The sequence below is a fragment of the Streptomyces spiroverticillatus genome (assembly GCA_014650415.1).
In the GTDB taxonomy this organism is placed as follows: domain Bacteria; phylum Actinomycetota; class Actinomycetes; order Streptomycetales; family Streptomycetaceae; genus Streptomyces; species Streptomyces spiroverticillatus.
In genome coordinates, this window is record BMUX01000002.1 from 382767 (window position 1) to 400535 (window position 17769).

The following is a 17769-nucleotide window of genomic DNA, read 5'->3' on the forward strand; positions in this document are numbered from 1 at the left end:
AGCTTCACAGACCGCCCCTGGCACCCCGCTCACCTGCGGTTTTCAATGGCTGGACCATGTCTTTCCTTCGCGCCCTGATGAGCACCGCACGCCGGTCCCGCCGGGTCTCGCCGCGCCCGGCCGGCGGGCCGTCCGCCACGGACTCCGCCGACGACTGCACCGCAGAAGAAGACCTGCTGCTCGACGCCCCCGACGCGCGCATCGCCCCCGCCATCGTCGCCGCCGCCCAGGGCCGCTACGCACCCGCCGCCGCCCTCCTGGCCGCGACCCGCGAGGACGCCGAGTGGGAGAACCGCGACCGGTACACGCTGCGGCTCGCCGCGTTCGCCCACCACCGGCAGGACTGGCTCACCGACTGGCTGCTGGCCGCGCCCAGCGACCCGGACGCGCTCCTGGTCAAGGCCGAGCTGGAGGTCCGCAGGGCGCTGGAGTCCCCGGCCCCCGCCGACCGGCTGCGCCCGGCGGGCCCGCTGATCGACGCGGCGGCGGCCGGTGCGCCCTGCGACCCCGTGCCCTGGCGCATCGCGCTCGACCACGCACGCGGCACCCAGGCCGCCCACGACACCTTCGAGGCGCTGTGGGGGCAGGCCGTCCGCCGCTCCTCGCACCACTACGGCTGCCATGTCGCCGCCCTGAAGTACCTGGCCGCACAGGGGTCCACGTACCGCGAATGCTTCGACTTCGCCGAGCAGGCCGCCGACGACGCGCTGCCCGGCTCGCTCATCCAGGCGCTCCCGCTGCGGGCCGCGTTCGCACTGCTCGCCGGTCGGGACGCGATGGGCGGGCGGCCCCTCGCGGTCGACCTGACCGCCCGTATCGACAAGGCGGCCGACCTGGCGATCACGCTGTCCGCCGAGTACGCGCCCGGCGACCCGTGGACGGCGGAGGTCCGCAACCTCCTGGCGTACGTCCTGGTCTCCCGCGAGCGGTGGGCGGACGCGGTGGAGCAGTTCCACCTGATCGGGCCGTACGCGACGTCCTTCCCGTGGGCCCGGCTCACCGAGGACCCGCTCGGCCGGTTCCTCGAACTGCGGGACACGGCACGCTCCCTGGCGGGCGCGGGACCGGCCCCGGCGGCGGGCCGGACGAAACCCGAGGGGTCCCGTAAATGGACTCCCGGACGCAGCAGGTCCGACGGCCATTACGCTTGAGCGCTGTGACCACCGCTCGCCTGCCGCTCTTCCCGCTCAACTCGGTGCTGTTCCCCGGCCTCGTCCTGCCGCTGAACGTGTTCGAGGAGCGTTATCGCGCCATGATGCGCGACTTGCTGAAGTCGTCCCCCGACGCGGACGCGGGCTCCGACTCCGACGACGGTACGGACGACGAGGCGCGCCGCTTCGCGGTCGTGGCGATCCGTGACGGCCGGGAGACCGCCCGCACCGCGACCGGGATGCCCGACGACCCCACCGCCCTCACCGAGCAGGGCCCGGCGGCGGGCTTCGGCGCCGACCCCATCCAGGCCTTCCACCGGGTGGGCTGCATCGCGGACGCGGCGACCATCCGCGAACGCGAGGACGGCAGCTTCGAGGTGCTGGCCACGGGCACGAAGCGGGTGCGGCTGCTGTCGGTGGACGCGAGCGGCCCCTACCTGGTGGCCGAGCTGGAGGAGCTGGAGGAGGACCCGGGCGACGAGGCGGGCGCCCTCGCGGAGGGTGTGCTGCGTGCGTTCCGTACGTATCAGAAGCGGCTGGCGGGGGCCCGCGAGGCGACCCTGACGACGGCCGCCGACCTCCCCGACGAGCCGTCGGTCGTCTCCTACCTGGTGGCGGCCGCGACCATGCTCGACACCCCGACCCGGCAGCGGCTCCTCCAGGCCCCCGACACGGCGACCCGGCTGCGCGAGGAACTGACGATCCTGCGCCAGGAAACGGCCCTGATCCGGCACCTGCCGTCGATCCCGGCCGAGGCCCTCACCCGGGCCCCGACCTGCCCCAACTGACGATCGGATTACGTACGTTGGCGAAGAAGAAGCAGGCCGCGCAGTCGGGCGGGACTCCCGCGACGGTGGCCCTGACGGCGGCGGGCACCGCGTACACGGTGCATGCGTACGAGCACGACCCGGCGGCCGCGTCCTACGGCGAGGAGGCCGCCGCAGCGCTCGGCGTCACCCCGGACCGGGTCTTCAAGACGCTGGTCGCGGACGTGGACGGGACGCTGACCGTGGCGGTCGTGCCGGTGGCCGGCTCTCTGGACCTGAAGGCGCTGGCGTCCGCCGTCGGCGGCAAGAAGGCGGTCATGGCGGACCCGGCGGCGGCCGAGCGCACAACGGGGTACGTCCGGGGCGGGATCTCCCCTCTCGGCCAGCGCAAGAAGCTCCGCACGGTGCTGGACGCGTCGGCCTCCGCCCACGCCACGATCTGCATCTCGGCGGGCCGCCGGGGACTGGAGGTCGAACTGGCCCCCGGCGACCTGGCCGCACTGACCTCAGCGGTCCTGGCACCGATCGGGCGCGCCTAGGGGCGCGGGGCTGTGTCGATTTGCGGCTCCGCCGCGTGGGCGCGACCAGCCACCCGCCCACCCGCACGGGGACCGTTCACAGCCCCGCGGGTTTAGGTGAAGGGGCGGGTCAGGGGCAGCCCGCCGCAGGCGAAACAGCAACCACACACGCCCCGCGGCGACACCGCACCCACCCCGCCCGCCCGCGCAGCCCTACGCCGGGCGCTTGCCGTGGTTGGACTTGTTCTTCTTCACGCGCCACTTCCGCTTGCGGGTCTTCTTGGACATCGCGTCACACCCCTCACGGTCGGACCGTTTCCCTAGGTCCTAGCGGAGGAAGGGCACCGCGTCGACCCCCTACGCGTCCCGAGGACCGTGCGCCCCCTGGGACGGCGTCCCGTAATACGCCCCCCACTCGAACTCCGGCTCCGGATCCCGCACCCCCCACACCGCCGTCAGCCCCAAGTGCACCAGCACCCCCACGAAGGCCCACGCCAGCAGCGCCCCCTTCGCCCCCAGCTTCAGCGGCGCGTCGAAGACGACCCCCGCCCCCACCGCCTTCGCATGGGCCACCACGTCCGCCGTCGGCCCGAACCAGCCCCCGGCCATCCACCCCAGCCACGCCCCCATGAGCGCCCCGAGCGCGATGCCCACGACCATCGGAATCCCGCCCCGCCGGTGGAACAGGAACGCCCCGATCCCGGTGAGCAGCCCCATCCCCAGCGACAGCAGCACGAAGACGCCGTCCGCCCCGGCCGCCTCCTCCCCCTCGGTGTCCTTGAGGAAGACCGCCTTGTCGGTCGAGATCAGCGGCACCTTCGGCGCCAGCCACGCCCACAGCGCGCCGAGCACCAGCCCCAGCACGGCGGTCACGACCAGCACGACCAAGGCCTTGCGGATGTCCGTGGCCAGTTCGGCGTTGCGGTCACAGGCGTTCTCGGCCGGCGGGTACGCCATCGCGTCGGTCGCCCCCTCGGGCGTCTGCCAGGGGTCGTGCGGCGAAGGCTGGTGAGGCGGTGTCAGAGGAGCGGTCACCCTGACATCGTGCCAGGCCCTCCCGGGCGACGCCTCATCGGACGTCCCCCGCACACGGCCCTCAGCGGACCGCAGCCCTCCGGTAGGCCCACGTCGCCACGGCCAGCGAGACCACCCCGACCCCGGCGCAGACCGCGAGGTCGACGCCGACCGCCGCCCAGTCCGGGTGTACGTCGAAGGTGCGGGCGAAGGCCTCCACCCCGTACGTGGAGGGCAGCAGGTCCCGTGCGTACTGGATCAGCAGGGGCATCCGCTCGGTCGGGAGCACGCCCAGCAGCAGCGCCGCCGACATCCCCAACTGCCCCAGCAGCGTGGCCAGTTCGGGCTTGGGCGCGAGCAGCCCGAGTGCCGCGCCGAGTCCGGCGAGCGCCGCACCGGCCAGCGGGATGACCGCCGCGAGCACCCACAGGTGCCCCATCGGCAGGTCGAAGAGCACGCACCCGATGCCCGCCGTGACGAGCGTTCCGGGCACGGTGAAGGAGGCGTACGCGCCCGCCGCGCCCAGCACCACCGAGGCGGGCGGCACCGGCAGCGTGGCGTAGTGGTCGAGTCCGCCACTGGCCCTGAGCTGCCCGAAGTACTGGGCGAGCAGGTTCAGCGCCACGAAGGCGACGACCAGCACGCTCGACCCGGCGACGACCGCCCGCGCCTCGCCGCCGCCGTCCACGACGCCCCGCATCAGGATCATGATCCCGACGGACTGGAACGTCGCCACGAACAGAAGCGGGATGCGCGCCACCCGGGCGCGCGAGAGCTGCGCCCGGTACACGGCCGCCAGGGAGGGGAGGAAGCGTGCGGCGGGGGCGAGTTCCCCGGCCGCCTCCGCTTCCGTGCGAACCGCTGCGGACCCCGTCGTACCCACTGCTTCGATGGCTCCCGCGCTCACGCCTTGACCAGCCCTTCCGTACGCCCGCCGCCGAGCGCGAGGTACACGTCCTCCAGGCTCGGGGTGGCCAGCGTGAAGTCGTCGAGTGCGGCGAACGCCGCTCCCGAGGTGACCGCGGCGACCGCGGCCCGCGCCTCGTCCGGAGCCAGCCGCAGCGTCCAGCGCCGCCCGGACTCCTGCACCCCTGCGCCCAGCTCGCGCAGGGCCGCCACCTCGGGGACGTCGAGGGGGGCCCGCTCCCGCCACACCAGTTCGACCCGGACCTCGTCGGCGACGTGCGCCTTGAGTCCGGCCGGGGTGTCGCAGGCGATGACCTTGCCGTGTTCCAGGACGGCGACCCGGTCGAGGACGGTCTCGGCCTCGATGACGTTGTGGGTGACCAGCAGGACGGTCGCGCCACGATCGGCGCGCCGTCGGTCGACGGCCGACCAGACCGCGCGCCGGGCGACCGGGTCCATGCCGGTGGTCGGCTCGTCCAGGACCAGCACCGGCCGCTCCCCGACCAGTACGGTCGCGAAGCACGCCAGCCGGCGCTGACCGCCGGAGAGCTTCTTGAGCGCCTTGCCCGCGATGGGGGTCAGGGCCAGTTCTTCGAGTACGTCGTCACGCTCGGCGCGCGCCTGCTTCAGCGTGAGTCCGCGCAGCCGGCCGGTGGTCTCCACGGCCAGCGACACCGTCAGCTCGTCGAGAGCACTGCTCTCCTGGCCGAGGTAGGCCAGCAGCCGGGAGGCGCGCTCGGGGTGGCGCACCAGGTCGTGGCCGAGGACGGAGACACTGCCCGCGTCGGGGCGCATGAGTCCGGTGAGCTGGCGCACCAGGGTGGTCTTGCCCGCGCCGTTGGGGCCCAGCAGGCCGAAGATCTCGCCCCGGCGCACGGCGAGGGAGATGCCGTCGCTGGCCCGGACCTCGGGCACGGCGGGCGCGCCGCGCCGGGCGCGCGCGGCGGCGTACACCTTGACCAGGCCTTCGACCGCGCACACGACGTCCCCGTCGTGGCCCCTGTCCCGGGGGCCTTCGTGCGGCGCCGAGGCCGTGCCCGCTGTCTCCGTCACCCGTGCGGTGCTGCCCGTACTCACGAGCAACGACCATACGGGGTCCCCGGCGGCGCACCCGCCGCCGGGTCCCTCCCCCGGCGTACGGGTTGCGGCGTTTCGTCCAGGTGATCTTGAGGCGGTCCGGTGCGCGGGGTCAGTCGGCGACCGTGGCGTGTTCCGCCGCCGCCCGGACGTCGATCTCGCGCCAGAAGCCCGCCCGGATCGCGTACCGGTCGTGCTCGTCGATCTGGTCGTCCTTGTGCGCGAGGAGACCGAAGCGGGCCGCGTACCGCAGCAGCTCGCCGTCGATGCGGTGCGGGATGCGCGGGTACATGGTGGAGAGCTTCTGGGTGTGGACGGGCTCCGGGAGGCGTTCCATCCAGCGGCGGGCGAAGACCTGGCCGACCTCGAAGGGGTCGCCGCCGACGGTGGTGATGTCCTCCTCGCGGTCCGCCCAGCGCTGCTCGGCGCTGGTGAGCTGGGCGAGGGTGGGCAGGGACGCCGTTTCGGGGGGCTCGCCGAGGGCGGGCCCGGAGCCGGGGCGCTCCACCCAGCCCTTGTCGGAGGACCAGCGCAGGGTGGCGCTGGTCGCCGGGGGGTGCGGGGCGTGCCCGGGGTGCTGGGCGGGCTGGGTGCCGGGCCCGCGCAGGCCCGCGAGGTCCTTCGGGGTGGGTACGGTGCGGCCGGTCGCGGCGGCGGGGGCCTCGGCGGAGCCGTTGCGGGCGGGGGCCGGGGTGCCGTTGGCGCCGGGGGCCCGGGCGGCACGGGCCTGGGCCTCGACGCGGGCCTGGGCCTCCGCCTGGGCGGCGAGCGCGGACTCGGGCAGCGGGGCGGAGAGGATCGCAGCGATCTCGGGGCGGGGGGCCGGGGGCGGGGCGCAGATGCCGCCGTACTCCTTGGCCCGTACCGCGCGGGTGATCCAGACCCGGTCCAGGACGCGGCGCTCGTCGGCCTCGGCGACGAGGTCCTCGGACTGGTTGTAGTCGCCGTCGGCGGCCTGCACGGCCCAGAGGTGGACGGCGACGCCGTGTTCCTTGGCGGACATCAGGCCGGGCAGCAGATCGCCGTCGCCGGTGACCAGCACGATGTCGGAGCAGGCCCGGTTTCTGGCCAGTTCGGTCAGCTCGGCGTGCATCGCGGCGTCGACGCCCTTCTGCGCCCAGCGGCCGTCGCTGCGGGTCAGGGCGCCCAGGCGGACGGTGACGCGCGGCATGACGCGCAGCCTGCGGTGCTCGGGCTGCGGCACGCGGTCGGGGGCGCCGTCGAACCAGTAGATGCGCAGCAGCGGCTGCTGCGTATCGGCCTCGGCGCGTTCGCGCAGGCCCTGGATGAGGGCGGCGTGATCGACGGTGATGCGCGAGCGGGCCGGCTCCCCGGCCAGCAGACTCGCGGCGGCGCCCAGCAGATAGCCGGCGTCCACCAGGACGACGCAGCGGTCCACGCGTTCCACCCTCTTTCTGGAACCTCGAAAAGTGTTCGAAGAACGTTGAAGATCTCGAAAACAAAGGACAAGGATCGGCAGGCTTTACGGGTTTCTACCGAGTCTGCCCGACCTCGCGAGGCTTAACGGCCGGAACTCGATCATCGGCGTGGCGACGGGCGAAGTTACCGCGCAGGTTACTCCCGATGGCGTCCGATTACGTACGGCAATGATCCAAAATGCGAGGTCTGTCCTGCTGTGTGAGTCTGGTCGCGGCCCTGGCACCGACACCTTTCAGGAGGCATTCCATGGCCAAGAACAAGAACTCCCGCAAGCAGCCGACCGCTCAGGACAAGGCTTCGCAGCAGTCCGAGAAGAGCAGCTCCTTCGAGGCGCAGTCGCAGTCCCCGGCGCAGGGCAGCCCGGCCGACGTGGCCCGGAAGCACCAGCGGCGTTTCGGCCACAACTGATCACTGCTGACATACGTGAAGGCGCCCTCCCCGTGCACGGGGAGGGCGCCTTCTTGCTTGCTCGTACGGCTCAGCCGGCCGGCTCGTACGGCTCAGCCGGCCAGGCAGCTCGGGCCCAGCAACACCTTCAGGTCACCGAAGAGCGCCGGATCGGCCGTCACCCGGTGCCGGTCAAGCCGGAGCACCGTCGTCTTACGAGGCCCCTGAAGCTTGATCCGCACCTCGGTGTTGCCCCGGTGGTGGGACAGGATGTCGCCCAGCTTGCTGATCATCGGCGGGGTGACCTTCACGGTCGGAATGGTCAGCACGACCGGCGCATTGGTGCCCGCGTTGGACAGGTCCGGGACCTGGAGCTCCATCGCGACCAGCCGGGGCACGTCCTCACGCTTGTCGAGCCGGCCCTTCACGAAGACGACCGTGTCCTCCACCAGCTGGGTGGAGACGAGCTGGTACGTCGCCGGGAAGAACATGCACTCGATGGAGCCCGCCAGGTCCTCCACCGTGGCGATCGCCCACGCGTTGCCCTGCTTGGTCATCTTGCGCTGGAGGCCGGAGATGATGCCGCCGACCGTGACGACCGCGCCGTCGGAGTGCTCGCCGCCGGTGAGCTGGGCGATGGCAGCGTCCGCCTTGTCGGACAGGACGTGCTCCAGGCCGAAGAGCGGGTGGTCGGAGACGTACAGACCGAGCATCTCGCGCTCCTGCGCGAGGAGGTACGACTTCTCCCACTCGATGTCGGAGAACTCGACGTCGAGTCCGAAGCCGGGCTCGCTGCTGTCCTCCTCGCCGCCGCCGAACAGGTCGAACTGGCCCTCGGCCTCCTTGCGCTTGACCTGCACCACGTTGTCGATCATCGGCTCGTGGTGGGCGACGAGGCCCTTGCGGGTGTGGCCCATCTCGTCGAAGGCGCCGGCCTTGATGAGGGATTCCACGGTGCGCTTGTTGCAGACGACGGCCTCGACCTTGTCGAGGAAGTCGGGGAAGGAGGTGTACTTCCCCTTCGCCTTGCGCATCCGGATGATCGAGTCCACGACGTTCTGACCGACGTTGCGGACGGCGGTGAGGCCGAAGAGGATCACGTCGTCGCCCTGGGCGGCGAAGTTGGACTCCGACTCGTTGACGTTCGGCGGGAGCACCTTGATGCCCATGCGGCGGCACTCGTTGAGGTAGACGGCCGACTTGTCCTTGTCGTCCTTCACCGAGGTCAGCAGGGCCGCCATGTACTCGGCGGGGTAGTTCGCCTTCAGGTAGGCGGTCCAGTACGTGACCAGGCCGTACGCGGAGGAGTGCGCCTTGTTGAACGCGTATCCGGCGAACGGCACCAGGACGTCCCACAGCGCCTGGATGGCCTGGTCGGAGAAGCCGTTCTTCTTCGCGCCCGCCTGGAAGAGGACGAAGTTCTTCGCCAGCTCCTCCGGCTTCTTCTTGCCCATCACGCGGCGCAGGATGTCGGCCTCGCCGAGGGAGTACCCGGCGATGATCTGGGCGGCCTTCTGCACCTGCTCCTGGTACACGATGAGGCCGTAGGTCAGACCCAGAGTCTCCTTCAGGGGCTCTTCGAGCTCCGGGTGGATCGGCGTGATCTCCTGGCGGCCGTTCTTGCGCTCCGCGTAGTTGGTGTGCGAGTTCATGCCCATCGGGCCCGGCCGGTACAGGGCCGAGACGGCGGAAATGTCCTCGAAGTTGTCGGGCTGCATCTGGCGCAGCAGGGAGCGCATGGGGCCGCCGTCGAACTGGAAGACGCCGAGCGTGTCACCGCGGCAGAGCAGTTCGAAGGTCTTCGGGTCGTCGAGCGGCAGGGAGAGCATCTCCAGGTCGATGCCCTTGTTGGCCCGGACCATCTTGACGGCGTCGTCCATGATGGTGAGGTTGCGAAGGCCCAGGAAGTCCATCTTGAGCAGGCCGAGCGACTCGCACTGCGGGTAGTCCCACTGCGTGATGGTGACGCCGTCGGTGTGCCGCACCCAGATCGGCGCGTGGTCGACGATCGGCTCGCTGGACATGATCACGCCGGCCGCGTGCACACCCATCTGACGGACCAGGCCCTCCACACCCTTTGCGGTGTCGATGACCTTCTTGACGTCCGGCTCGTTCTCGTACATCCCCCGGATCTCGCCCGCCTCGCTGTAGCGCGGGTGCTTGGGGTCGGTGATGCCGGAGAGGTCGATGCCCTTGCCGAGGACGTCGGCGGGCATGGCCTTGGTGAGGCGGTCGCCCATCGCGTACGGGTAGCCCAGCACGCGGGCCGAGTCCTTGATCGCGTTCTTGGCCTTGATCTTGCCGTAGGTGCCGATCATGGCGACCTTGTCGGAGCCGTACTTCTCCGTCACGTACCGGATCACTTCGACGCGCCTGCGCTCGTCGAAGTCGATGTCGACGTCGGGCATGGAGATGCGCTCGGGGTTGAGGAAGCGCTCGAAGATCAGGCCGTGCGTGATCGGGTCGAGGTCGGTGATGCCCATGGCGTACGCGACGATCGAACCGGCCGCGGAACCACGGCCGGGCCCCACCGCGATGCCCTGGTTCTTCGCCCACATGATGAAGTCGGCGACGACGAGGAAGTAGCCGGGGAAGCCCATCGAGATGATGGTGTCCATCTCGTACTCGGCCTGCTTCTGGCGGTCCTCGGGGACGCCGCCCGGGTAGCGGCGCTGCATGCCGACCCGGACCTCCTCCTGGAACCAGGTGACCTCGGTGAAGCCGTCGGGGATCTCGAACTTCGGCATCAGGTCGCGCTTCTCGAACATCCCGGTGGTGTCGATCTGCTCGGCGACCAGGAGGGTGTTGCGGCAGCCCTCCTGCCAGGCGTCCGAGGAGTCCACCGCGTACATCTCGTCGGTGGACTTCAGGTAGTAGCCCGTGCCGTCGAAGCGGAAGCGGTCCGGGTCGGAGAGGTTCTTGCCGGTCTGGATGCACAGCAGGGCGTCGTGCGCGCTCGCCTCGTGGGCGTAGGTGTAGTGCGAGTCGTTCGTCACCAGCGGCGGGATGCCGAGTTCCTTGCCGATCTTGACGAGGTCGTCGCGGACCCGGCGCTCGATCTCGATGCCGTGGTCCATCAGCTCCAGGAAGTACCGGCCCTTGCCGAAGATGTCCAGGTAGTCCGATGCCGCCTGCTTGGCCTCGTCGTACTGGCCCAGGCGCAGGCGGGTCTGGAGCTCGCCGGAGGGGCAGCCCGTGGAGGCGATGAGCCCCTCGGACCACTGGGAGATGGTCTCCTTGTCCATGCGCGGCCACTTCTGGAGCCAGCCCTCGGCGTACGCGTCGGAGGACAGCTTGAAGAGGTTGTGCAGCCCGGTGCTGTTCGCCGCCCAGATCGTCTTGTGGGTGTAACCGCCCGAACCCGACACGTCGTCGCGCTTCTGGTGCGGCTGGCCCCACTTGATCTTCCGCTTGTTGCGGCGGGACTCCGGGGCCACGTACGCCTCGATGCCGATGATGGGCGTGACGCCCGCCTTCTGCGCGGAGTGGAAGAAGTCGTACGCCCCGTGCAGGTTGCCGTGGTCGGACATCGCGATGTGGGACATGCCCATTTCATTGCACGCGTTGAACATGTCCTTGAGCCGCGCGGCACCGTCCAGCATCGAGTACTGGGTGTGTACGTGGAGGTGCGTAAAGGGCGGCTTGGTCACGGCGGGGGCCTCCGGTGGCGGGTCGGTGACAGGCGTTGCGAACGAGAGTCGAGTCTACTTCCACCCACTGACAACGCCCCGGGTTCGACAGTCCGCCGGACCCCCCGGGCACTCAGGGGTACGGTCGTGCGTTGGACGTGACGACGGGTGCCCCGGCACCCCGGCGCCCCGTCCGAAAAAAGCACCCCGCACGCACATGAACGCCCGCACCAGGAGGCCCCGGCGATGTCGGTTCCGCAGACAGATGCCACCCAGCGCGGCGAGGAGATCCTCGCCGTGTTCGACACCGCCTTCGGCCAGCTGCTGGCCGCCGACCCGGCGGCCTTCCGGGTCAAGTTCCGCAAGATGGCCGCGTCCGCCTTCGCCTTCTACCGGGGCACGGCCTGCCTCTTCTACGCCGACCAGGAGCGCGAGCAGCACGCGGGCCCGTACCTGGACGAGCGGACCTCCCGGGTGTGGATCCACGGCGACCTGCACGCCGAGAACTTCGGCACGTACATGGACGCCGAAGGCCGCCTGATCTTCAACGTCAACGACTTCGACGAGGCGTACGTCGGCCCCTTCACCTGGGACCTCCAGCGCTTCGCCGCCTCGATCGCCCTCATCGGCTACCAGAAGGCGCTCGGCGACGACCAGATCACCGACCTGGTGCGGGTGTACGCGGCCGCCTACCGCGAGCGCATCCACCAGCTCGCCACGGGCGCCAAGAACGACGAGGTGCCGCCCTTCACCCTGGACACCGCGCAGGGCCCGCTGCTCGACGCCCTGCGCGACGCCCGCTCGCTGACCCGGTTCTCCCTGCTGGACTCGATGACGGAGATCCGTGACTTCGAGCGGCGCTTCGCGCCCGGCGGCGGCTCCATCGACCTGGACGCCGCCACCCGCTACAAGGTGCTGGCCGCCTTCGACGGCTACCTGGAGACGCTGCCGGAGTCCTCGCTGACCCGCCCCGACTCGTACCGCGTGAAGGACGTCGTGGGCCGCCGGGGCATCGGCATCGGCTCGGCCGGTCTGCCTTCGTACAACATCCTGCTCGAAGGCAACAGCGACGCCCTCGAGAACGACGTGATCATCTACATGAAGCAGGGGCAGACCCCGGCGGTCTCCCGGCACATCACGGACGCCGCCGTCCGCGACTACTTCCAGCACGAGGGCCACCGCACGGTCATCTCGCAGCGCGCCCTCCAGGTGAACGCCGACCCGTGGCTGGGCTGGACCGAACTGGACGGGCAGGGCCAGCTGGTCGCCGAGGTGTCGCCGTACGCGGTGGACCTGGACTGGTCGGACATCGACGAGCCCGACGAGATCGCGGCCGTCGTCGCCGACCTCGGCCGGGCGACCGCCACCATGCACTCCGCCGCCGACGACGAGAGCGGCCACTCGCTGGTCCCCTTCTCCACCGAGCGCGCCATCGACGCGGCCATCGCCGCCGACGAGGAGGGCTTCGGCGAGCTGCTCGTGGACTTCGCGCACAGCTACGGGGCTCGCGCCCGCGCCGACCACCAGATCTTCGTGGACCTGTTCCGCAACGGTCGCATCACAGGTCTGTAGCCCTTAGAAGGCCCTTACGGGGGCCCATGGCACACTCACTCACGATGGGCATATCCAGGACTCCGCTTCGCACCCTGCGGGCAGCACTCTTCACGGCACTGGTCGTGACGCTGTCCGTGGGTTCGCACGTGCTGCTGTCCGGAGTCCCGCTGCCGCCGCTGACCGTCGTCGCCCTCGGCGCCGCCGTCTTCGGCCTCGCGTACGCACTGGCCGGGCGGGAGCGCGGCTTCGGCCCGATCGCCGCCCTGCTGGTGCCCCTCGAACTCGCGGCGGACACGCTCTTCACCACCGGACAGCACGTCTGTTACGGGCCGTCCGGCGGCCCCGTCGCCGGTGCGTTGCGCTCCTTCGGGTTCGACGTGCTGTGCGGCGGCACCCCGGTCGGCACCCCCTTCGCGCACGCCGGGGCCGGTGAGCGCGCCGCGCAGCTGCTGGCCTCCCCCGACCCGGCGCTCCCCTGGCTGCTGCTCGGGGCGCACCTCACGGTCGGGCTGCTGGCCGCCCTGTGGCTGCGGCGCGGCGAGGCCGCCCTCGCCGGTCTGATCCGTACGGCCGCCTGCCTGGCGTTCCGGCCGCTGCTGCTCGCGGTGGCCACCGTGGCGGGCTTCTTCGCCGTACGGGGTCCGGCGCGTCCGGCGACGCACCGCGACGCGGCGCCCGCCTGGCTGCGCACCCGGCACCTCGTGCACTCCGTGGGGCGGCGCGGGCCGCCCGCCACCGGGTTCCACCTCGCCGCCTGAGCCCGCAGCGGGCCCGGCAGACCCTCGTACGGCAGATTTCAGTACCCACGGAGTGAAACGATCATGAGCGCACGCAACAACCAGGCGAACAAGGCAGCGGCCCGCGAGCGGCTGAAGGCAGAGCGCGAGCGGCAGGCGAAGAAGGACAAGACCAAGCGCCAGCTCGTCGTCGCCGGGTCGGTCGTGGCCGTCCTCGCGATAGCCGGCGGCGTCGGCTACTTCGTCGTGCAGGCCAACAAGCCGAAGGCGTGGGAAGCGGCCGCGGACGTGGCCGAGAAGGGCTCGGTCACCAAGCCCGCCAACACCTCCGGCGCCGACGGCACCACCGTCGTCATCGGCAAGGCCGACGCCAAGAAGACCCTGGAGCTGTACGAGGACCCGCGCTGCCCGAGCTGCGCCGCCTTCGAGCAGGCCAACGGCGAGCAGGTGAAGAAGGACGTCGACGCCGGCAAGTACAAGGTCCAGTACGTCGGCGCGACCTTCATCGACAACATGGCCGGCGGCGAGGGCTCCAAGAACGCCACCAGCGCGCTGGGTGCCGCCCTCAACGTGAGCGGCGAGGCGTTCCTGGAGTACAAGGGCAAGCTGTACTCGCAGGCGAACCACCCCGACGAGCGCGAGGACAAGTTCGCCGACGACAACTACCTGATCAAGGTCGCCGACCAGGTCCCCGCCCTGAAGGGCAACAAGAAGTTCCAGGACGCGGTCAAGGGCGGCACCTTCGACGCGTGGGCGCTGAAGATGTCGGCGAAGTTCGACGCCAGCGGCATCAAGGGCACGCCGACGCTGAAGATGGACGGCAAGACCCTCGTCAAGGAGGGCACCGAGGCCGCGCCGATGGCCCCGGCGGACTTCGCGGCGGCGATGGAGAAGGCCCTCAAGGCCTGACCTCGGGCCCGACCCCAGGGCTGACTTTCCGTCAAATTTGGCTGAACGCCTGGTCAACGGGTGGGTGAACCTTCACGGTTCGCCCACCCGAAGGACCTACTGATCAGTAATGTGATCACCCGTGACCAGTCAAATCACTCCTGCCACGGGTGTCGCCTCCTTCACCGGAGCCCCCTCCCGCCGCACGGCCCTCAAGGCCGCTGCCGCCACCGCCTTCGTCGCCCCGGCCCTCGCCGCGACGTCCGCCGCCCCCGCCCACGCGGCCCCCGCCGCCGCCCCCGTGTTCCTGCACGGCGTGGCCTCCGGGGACCCGCTGCCGGACGGCATCCTGCTCTGGACCCGCATCACCCCGACGCCCGAGGCCACGCCCGGCTCCGGGGCCGGCCCGGACGTCGCGGTGGCCTGGGAGGTCGCCGAGGACAAGGCCTTCGCCCGCGTCGTCGCACGGGGGACGACGACCGCGAGCGCCGCCGCCGACCACACGGTGAAGGTCGATGTAAGGGGCTTGCGCCAGGCGACCGACTATTACTTCCGCTTCTCCTGCGGCGACGTCCTCTCCCCCGCCGCCCGCACCCGCACCACCCCGGCCACCGAGTCCGCCGTCGCGGGCGTGCGCTTCGGCGTGGTGTCCTGCGCCAACTGGGAGTCCGGTTACTTCTCCCCGTACCGCCACCTCGCGGCCCGCTCCGACCTGGACGCGGTCCTGCACCTGGGCGACTACATCTACGAGTACGCGACGGGCGGCTACCCGGAGCCGAAGTACGTCGTCCGCCAGCACGAGCCGAAGCACGAGATCGTCACCCTCGCCGACTACCGCCTGCGGCACGGCACGTACAAGACCGACCCCGACCTCCAGGCCCTGCACCACAGACACCCGGTCGTCGCGATCTGGGACGACCACGAGTTCGCCAACGACACCTGGTCGGGAGGCGCCGAGAACCACACCCCCGGCACCGAGGGCGACTGGTCGGCGCGCATGGCCGCCGCCAAGCAGGCCTACTTCGAGTGGATGCCGGTCCGCACCTCCACCGCCGGCACCGTCTACCGCCGTCTGCGCTGGGGCAAGCTGGCCGACCTGCACCTGTTGGACCTGCGGTCCTTCCGCTCGGAGCAGTCCAAGGTCGGCAGCGGCAAGGTCGACGACCCGGAGCGTACGATCACCGGCCGCGCCCAGCTCGACTGGCTGAAGTCGGGGCTGGCCGCCTCCGACGCCTCCTGGAAGCTGGTCGGCACCTCGGTGATGATCTCGCCGATCGCCTTCGGCTCCGTACCGGCGCACCTCTTCGAGCCGATCGCCGAGCTGGTCGGCCTGCCCAAGGAGGGCATCGCCGTCAACACCGACCAGTGGGACGGCTACACCGACGACCGCAAGGAACTGATCGGCCACCTGAAGGACCGTTCCGTCACCAACACGGTCTTCCTCACCGGCGACATCCACATGTCCTGGGCCAACGACGTGCCGGTGAAGGCCGCCACCTACCCGGCCTCGGGCTCGGCGGGCGTCGAGTTCGTGATCACCTCGATCACCTCCGACAACCTGGACGACATGCTGCACGTCGCCCCGCAGACCCTGTCGCTCGCGGCGGGCGCGGCCGTGAAGGCCACCAACCGCCATGTGAAGTACGTCGACATGGACTCGCACGGGTACGGCGTCCTGGACGTGACCCCCGAGCACTCCCAGATGGACTACTACGCGATCTCCGACAAGACCCGCAAGGACGCCACGAGCGCCTGGCGCAGGTCCTACCGCACCCGCACCGGCACCCAGCGCGTCGAGCGCGTGTACCAGCCGGTGCGCTGATCCACGGACGGGGGCCGCCCTGCGGCGGCCCCCGCTGCTACAGCGTCTCCAGGAACCCCAGCGCGACCTTCCAGGTCTGCTCCGCCGCGGCCTCGTCGAAGTCGGGCAGCTCCGCGTCGGTGTACAGGTGCCCGGCCCCGGCGTAGCGGTAGATCTCGACGTCCGCCCCGGCCCGCTGCATCTGGAGGTACCAGGCGTTCAGCCAGTCCTCGGACTCGAAGGGGTCCGGGTCGGCGACGTGCAGCTGCACCGGCAGCTCGTCGACGGAGGCGTCCTCCGCGATGTCCGAGGTGCCGTGCAGGAGCAGCAGGCCGCGGGCCTTCTCGTCGCCCAGCGCGAGGTTCTGCGCGACCGCGCCGCCCCAGGAGAAGCCCGCGTAGACCAGGCCCTTCTCGGAGTGGGGCGCGGCGGCCAGCACGGCCCGGCGCAGCAGTTCCTCGCGGCCGATCCTGTCCAGGACCGCCTGGCCCTCCTCGACGGTGTCGGCCGTTTGACCGTCGTACAGGTCGGGCACGTGCACCTGGTGCCCGGAAGCGCGCAGCCGCATCGCGGCCGCGTGCACGGCCGGGCGCAGACCGTAGACGGAGTGGAAAAGAATGATGTCCATTCCGTCCATCCTGCCACCAGCGCCGGAGTCGCGAATTCATGGAGAACGTACTGCGTCCGTTGATCGTGCTGGGCGGCTCGGTCGTGCTCACCCTGTTCGTCGGCTGGATCGTCGACGTGGTGCTGCGCCGGGCCGACGCCCGACACCACGAGACCCCCCTGTGGGGGCTGCTGCGCCGCTGCCGGCCGCCCCTGATGGTCGTGCTGCTCGCCGCCCTGCTGCGCGGTGCGTACGACCAGACGAAGCTCAAGCTCATCGAGGACCACGAGAAGGGCATCGGACAGGTCCTGTCCCTGGTCCTCATCGCGGCGACGGCCTGGCTGATCGTGCGGGTGGCGTCCACGATCGTCGAGTCGTCGTACGCCCGCTACGCCTCCCAGCAGTCCCGCGACGCCGCGCGCGTCCGGCGCGTACGCACCCAGGTCACCCTCATCATGCGGATCGTGACGGCCGTCGTCGGCGTGGTCGCGGTGGCCGCCATGCTCATGACCTTCCCGAACATGCAGGCCATCGGGAAGTCGATGCTGGCCTCGGCGGGAATCATCGGAATCGTCGCCGGTGTCGCCGCGCAGTCGACGCTCGGCAACCTCTTCGCGGGCTTCCAGATCGCGTTCGGCGACATGGTGCGGATCGGTGACACGGTGGTCGTGGACGGCGAGTGGGGCGTGGTCGAGGAGGTCACGCTGACCTTCCTGGCGGTACGCACCTGGGACGAGCGCCGGATCACCATGCCGGTGTCGTACTTCACCAGCAAGCCCTTCGAGAACTGGTCGCGCGGCGGCGCGCAGATGACCGGCACGGTCTTCTTCCAGCTCGACCACCACGCCCCGGTCGCCGCGATGCGCGACCGGCTCCGCGAGATCCTGGCCGCCACCCCCTCCTGGGACGGCCGCGACTGGAGCCTGGCCGTCACGGACACCACGCCCAACACCATGGAGGTGCGGGTCGTGGTCACCGCGAAGGACGCCGACGACATCTGGACCGTACGGTGTGCGGTCCGCGAGCAGATGATCAACTGGCTGTGCGCCGAGCACCCCTACGCCCTCCCCAAGGTCAACACGGCGGAGGCGGTCCCGCCCCCGGGCGACCAGTGGCCCACCCGTTCCTCCTCCAACGGCCGCGCCCCGCGCCCCGAGGAGATCCACACCAACAACGCGGACATCCGCACCGACGACGACGCCCCACCCCCCGGCGCCCGCGGCGCGGCGGCCCGCCGCTCCACCGCCTCCCCCGACGGCGCCCAGCCGCGCACGGGCCGCGGCTAGCACGCGC

The 17769-nt window shown here is 71.1% G+C and carries 16 protein-coding genes; 9 read left to right on the plus strand and 7 right to left on the minus strand.

Going from position 1 to position 17769, the window contains the following annotated elements; translation table 11 throughout:
* Positions 1 to 56: 56 nt before the first annotated feature.
* The 3 genes from IE269_RS06070 to ybaK are packed head-to-tail and all read left to right on the plus strand — an operon-like array spanning position 57 to position 2457.
* Positions 57 to 1151: a hypothetical protein gene (locus IE269_RS06070; protein ID WP_229897820.1), complete on the plus strand. Its 1095-nt coding sequence runs from the start codon at positions 57 to 59 to the stop codon at positions 1149 to 1151.
* Positions 1152 to 1156: 5 nt separating this feature from the next.
* The gene (locus IE269_RS06075; RefSeq protein WP_189821690.1) at positions 1157 to 1939 is read left to right on the plus strand and encodes an LON peptidase substrate-binding domain-containing protein; all 783 of its coding nucleotides are present in this window, start codon (positions 1157 to 1159) and stop codon (positions 1937 to 1939) included.
* Between the two features lie 17 nt (positions 1940 to 1956).
* Positions 1957 to 2457, plus strand: a complete 501-nt coding sequence (ybaK, locus tag IE269_RS06080; RefSeq protein ID WP_189821691.1) for a Cys-tRNA(Pro) deacylase — start codon at positions 1957 to 1959, stop codon at positions 2455 to 2457.
* 192 nt (positions 2458 to 2649) lie between these two features.
* On the opposite strand, the gene IE269_RS43710 is transcribed toward ybaK, so the two are convergent.
* The 5 genes from IE269_RS43710 to IE269_RS06100 form a co-directional block, all read right to left on the minus strand.
* Entirely contained in the window at positions 2650 to 2724 is a 75-nt protein-coding gene (locus IE269_RS43710) for a hypothetical protein (protein ID WP_472941401.1), read from the minus strand.
* Positions 2725 to 2793: 69 nt separating this feature from the next.
* Complete coding sequence (locus IE269_RS06085; protein ID WP_189821692.1) at positions 2794 to 3471, minus strand: ABC transporter permease; 678 nt, start codon at positions 3469 to 3471, stop codon at positions 2794 to 2796.
* Between the two features lie 61 nt (positions 3472 to 3532).
* On the minus strand, positions 3533 to 4333 hold the full coding sequence (locus IE269_RS06090; RefSeq protein WP_229897875.1) for an ABC transporter permease: 801 nt from the start codon (positions 4331 to 4333) through the stop codon (positions 3533 to 3535).
* Between the two features lie 20 nt (positions 4334 to 4353).
* A complete protein-coding gene (locus IE269_RS06095) occupies positions 4354 to 5337 on the minus strand; it encodes an ABC transporter ATP-binding protein (RefSeq protein WP_189822074.1) in 984 nt (327 codons plus the stop codon).
* 208 nt (positions 5338 to 5545) lie between these two features.
* On the minus strand, positions 5546 to 6841 hold the full coding sequence (locus IE269_RS06100) for an NYN domain-containing protein (RefSeq protein WP_189821694.1): 1296 nt from the start codon (positions 6839 to 6841) through the stop codon (positions 5546 to 5548).
* A gap of 278 nt (positions 6842 to 7119) precedes the next feature.
* On the opposite strand from IE269_RS06100, the gene IE269_RS06105 reads away from it, so the two are divergent.
* Positions 7120 to 7281, plus strand: coding sequence for a hypothetical protein (locus IE269_RS06105; protein ID WP_189821695.1), 162 nt, complete (start codon positions 7120 to 7122; stop codon positions 7279 to 7281).
* A gap of 92 nt (positions 7282 to 7373) precedes the next feature.
* On the opposite strand, the gene dnaE is transcribed toward IE269_RS06105, so the two are convergent.
* Positions 7374 to 10910 (minus strand): DNA polymerase III subunit alpha, encoded by a 3537-nt coding sequence (gene dnaE, locus IE269_RS06110; protein ID WP_189821696.1) that lies wholly within the window; start codon positions 10908 to 10910, stop codon positions 7374 to 7376.
* Between the two features lie 225 nt (positions 10911 to 11135).
* Between dnaE and IE269_RS06115 the strand changes: the two genes are divergently transcribed.
* The 4 genes from IE269_RS06115 to IE269_RS06130 all read left to right on the plus strand — a co-directional run bounded on the left by IE269_RS06115 (position 11136) and on the right by IE269_RS06130 (position 15890).
* Complete coding sequence (locus IE269_RS06115) at positions 11136 to 12461, plus strand: DUF2252 domain-containing protein (RefSeq protein ID WP_189821697.1); 1326 nt, start codon at positions 11136 to 11138, stop codon at positions 12459 to 12461.
* 44 nt (positions 12462 to 12505) lie between these two features.
* Entirely contained in the window at positions 12506 to 13201 is a 696-nt protein-coding gene (locus IE269_RS06120; protein WP_189822075.1) for a hypothetical protein, read from the plus strand.
* Between the two features lie 63 nt (positions 13202 to 13264).
* Positions 13265 to 14089 (plus strand): thioredoxin domain-containing protein, encoded by an 825-nt coding sequence (locus IE269_RS06125; protein WP_189821698.1) that lies wholly within the window; start codon positions 13265 to 13267, stop codon positions 14087 to 14089.
* A gap of 121 nt (positions 14090 to 14210) precedes the next feature.
* On the plus strand, positions 14211 to 15890 hold the full coding sequence (locus IE269_RS06130) for an alkaline phosphatase D family protein (RefSeq protein ID WP_229897818.1): 1680 nt from the start codon (positions 14211 to 14213) through the stop codon (positions 15888 to 15890).
* A gap of 37 nt (positions 15891 to 15927) precedes the next feature.
* Here the strand turns inward: IE269_RS06130 and IE269_RS06135 are convergent, their stop codons facing one another.
* Entirely contained in the window at positions 15928 to 16506 is a 579-nt protein-coding gene (locus IE269_RS06135; protein ID WP_189821699.1) for a dienelactone hydrolase family protein, read from the minus strand.
* 29 nt (positions 16507 to 16535) lie between these two features.
* Here IE269_RS06135 and IE269_RS06140 point away from each other — a divergent pair, with 29 nt between their 5' ends.
* On the plus strand, positions 16536 to 17762 hold the full coding sequence (locus IE269_RS06140; protein ID WP_189821700.1) for a mechanosensitive ion channel family protein: 1227 nt from the start codon (positions 16536 to 16538) through the stop codon (positions 17760 to 17762).
* The last annotated feature ends 7 nt before the right edge of the window (positions 17763 to 17769 follow it).

Excerpts from the sequence above, each read along its gene's own strand:
- IE269_RS06070 (WP_229897820.1), top strand. The coding sequence starts at position 57 with ATGTCTTTCCTTCGCGCCCTGATGAGCACCGCACGCCGGTCCCGCCGG.
- IE269_RS06105 (WP_189821695.1), top strand. The coding sequence starts at position 7,120 with ATGGCCAAGAACAAGAACTCCCGCAAGCAGCCGACCGCTCAGGACAAG.
- IE269_RS06115 (WP_189821697.1), top strand. The coding sequence starts at position 11,136 with ATGTCGGTTCCGCAGACAGATGCCACCCAGCGCGGCGAGGAGATCCTC.
- IE269_RS06120 (WP_189822075.1), top strand. The coding sequence starts at position 12,506 with ATGGGCATATCCAGGACTCCGCTTCGCACCCTGCGGGCAGCACTCTTC.
- IE269_RS06125 (WP_189821698.1), top strand. The coding sequence starts at position 13,265 with ATGAGCGCACGCAACAACCAGGCGAACAAGGCAGCGGCCCGCGAGCGG.
- IE269_RS06135 (WP_189821699.1), bottom strand. The coding sequence starts at position 16,506 with ATGGACGGAATGGACATCATTCTTTTCCACTCCGTCTACGGTCTGCGC.
- IE269_RS06140 (WP_189821700.1), top strand. The coding sequence starts at position 16,536 with ATGGAGAACGTACTGCGTCCGTTGATCGTGCTGGGCGGCTCGGTCGTG.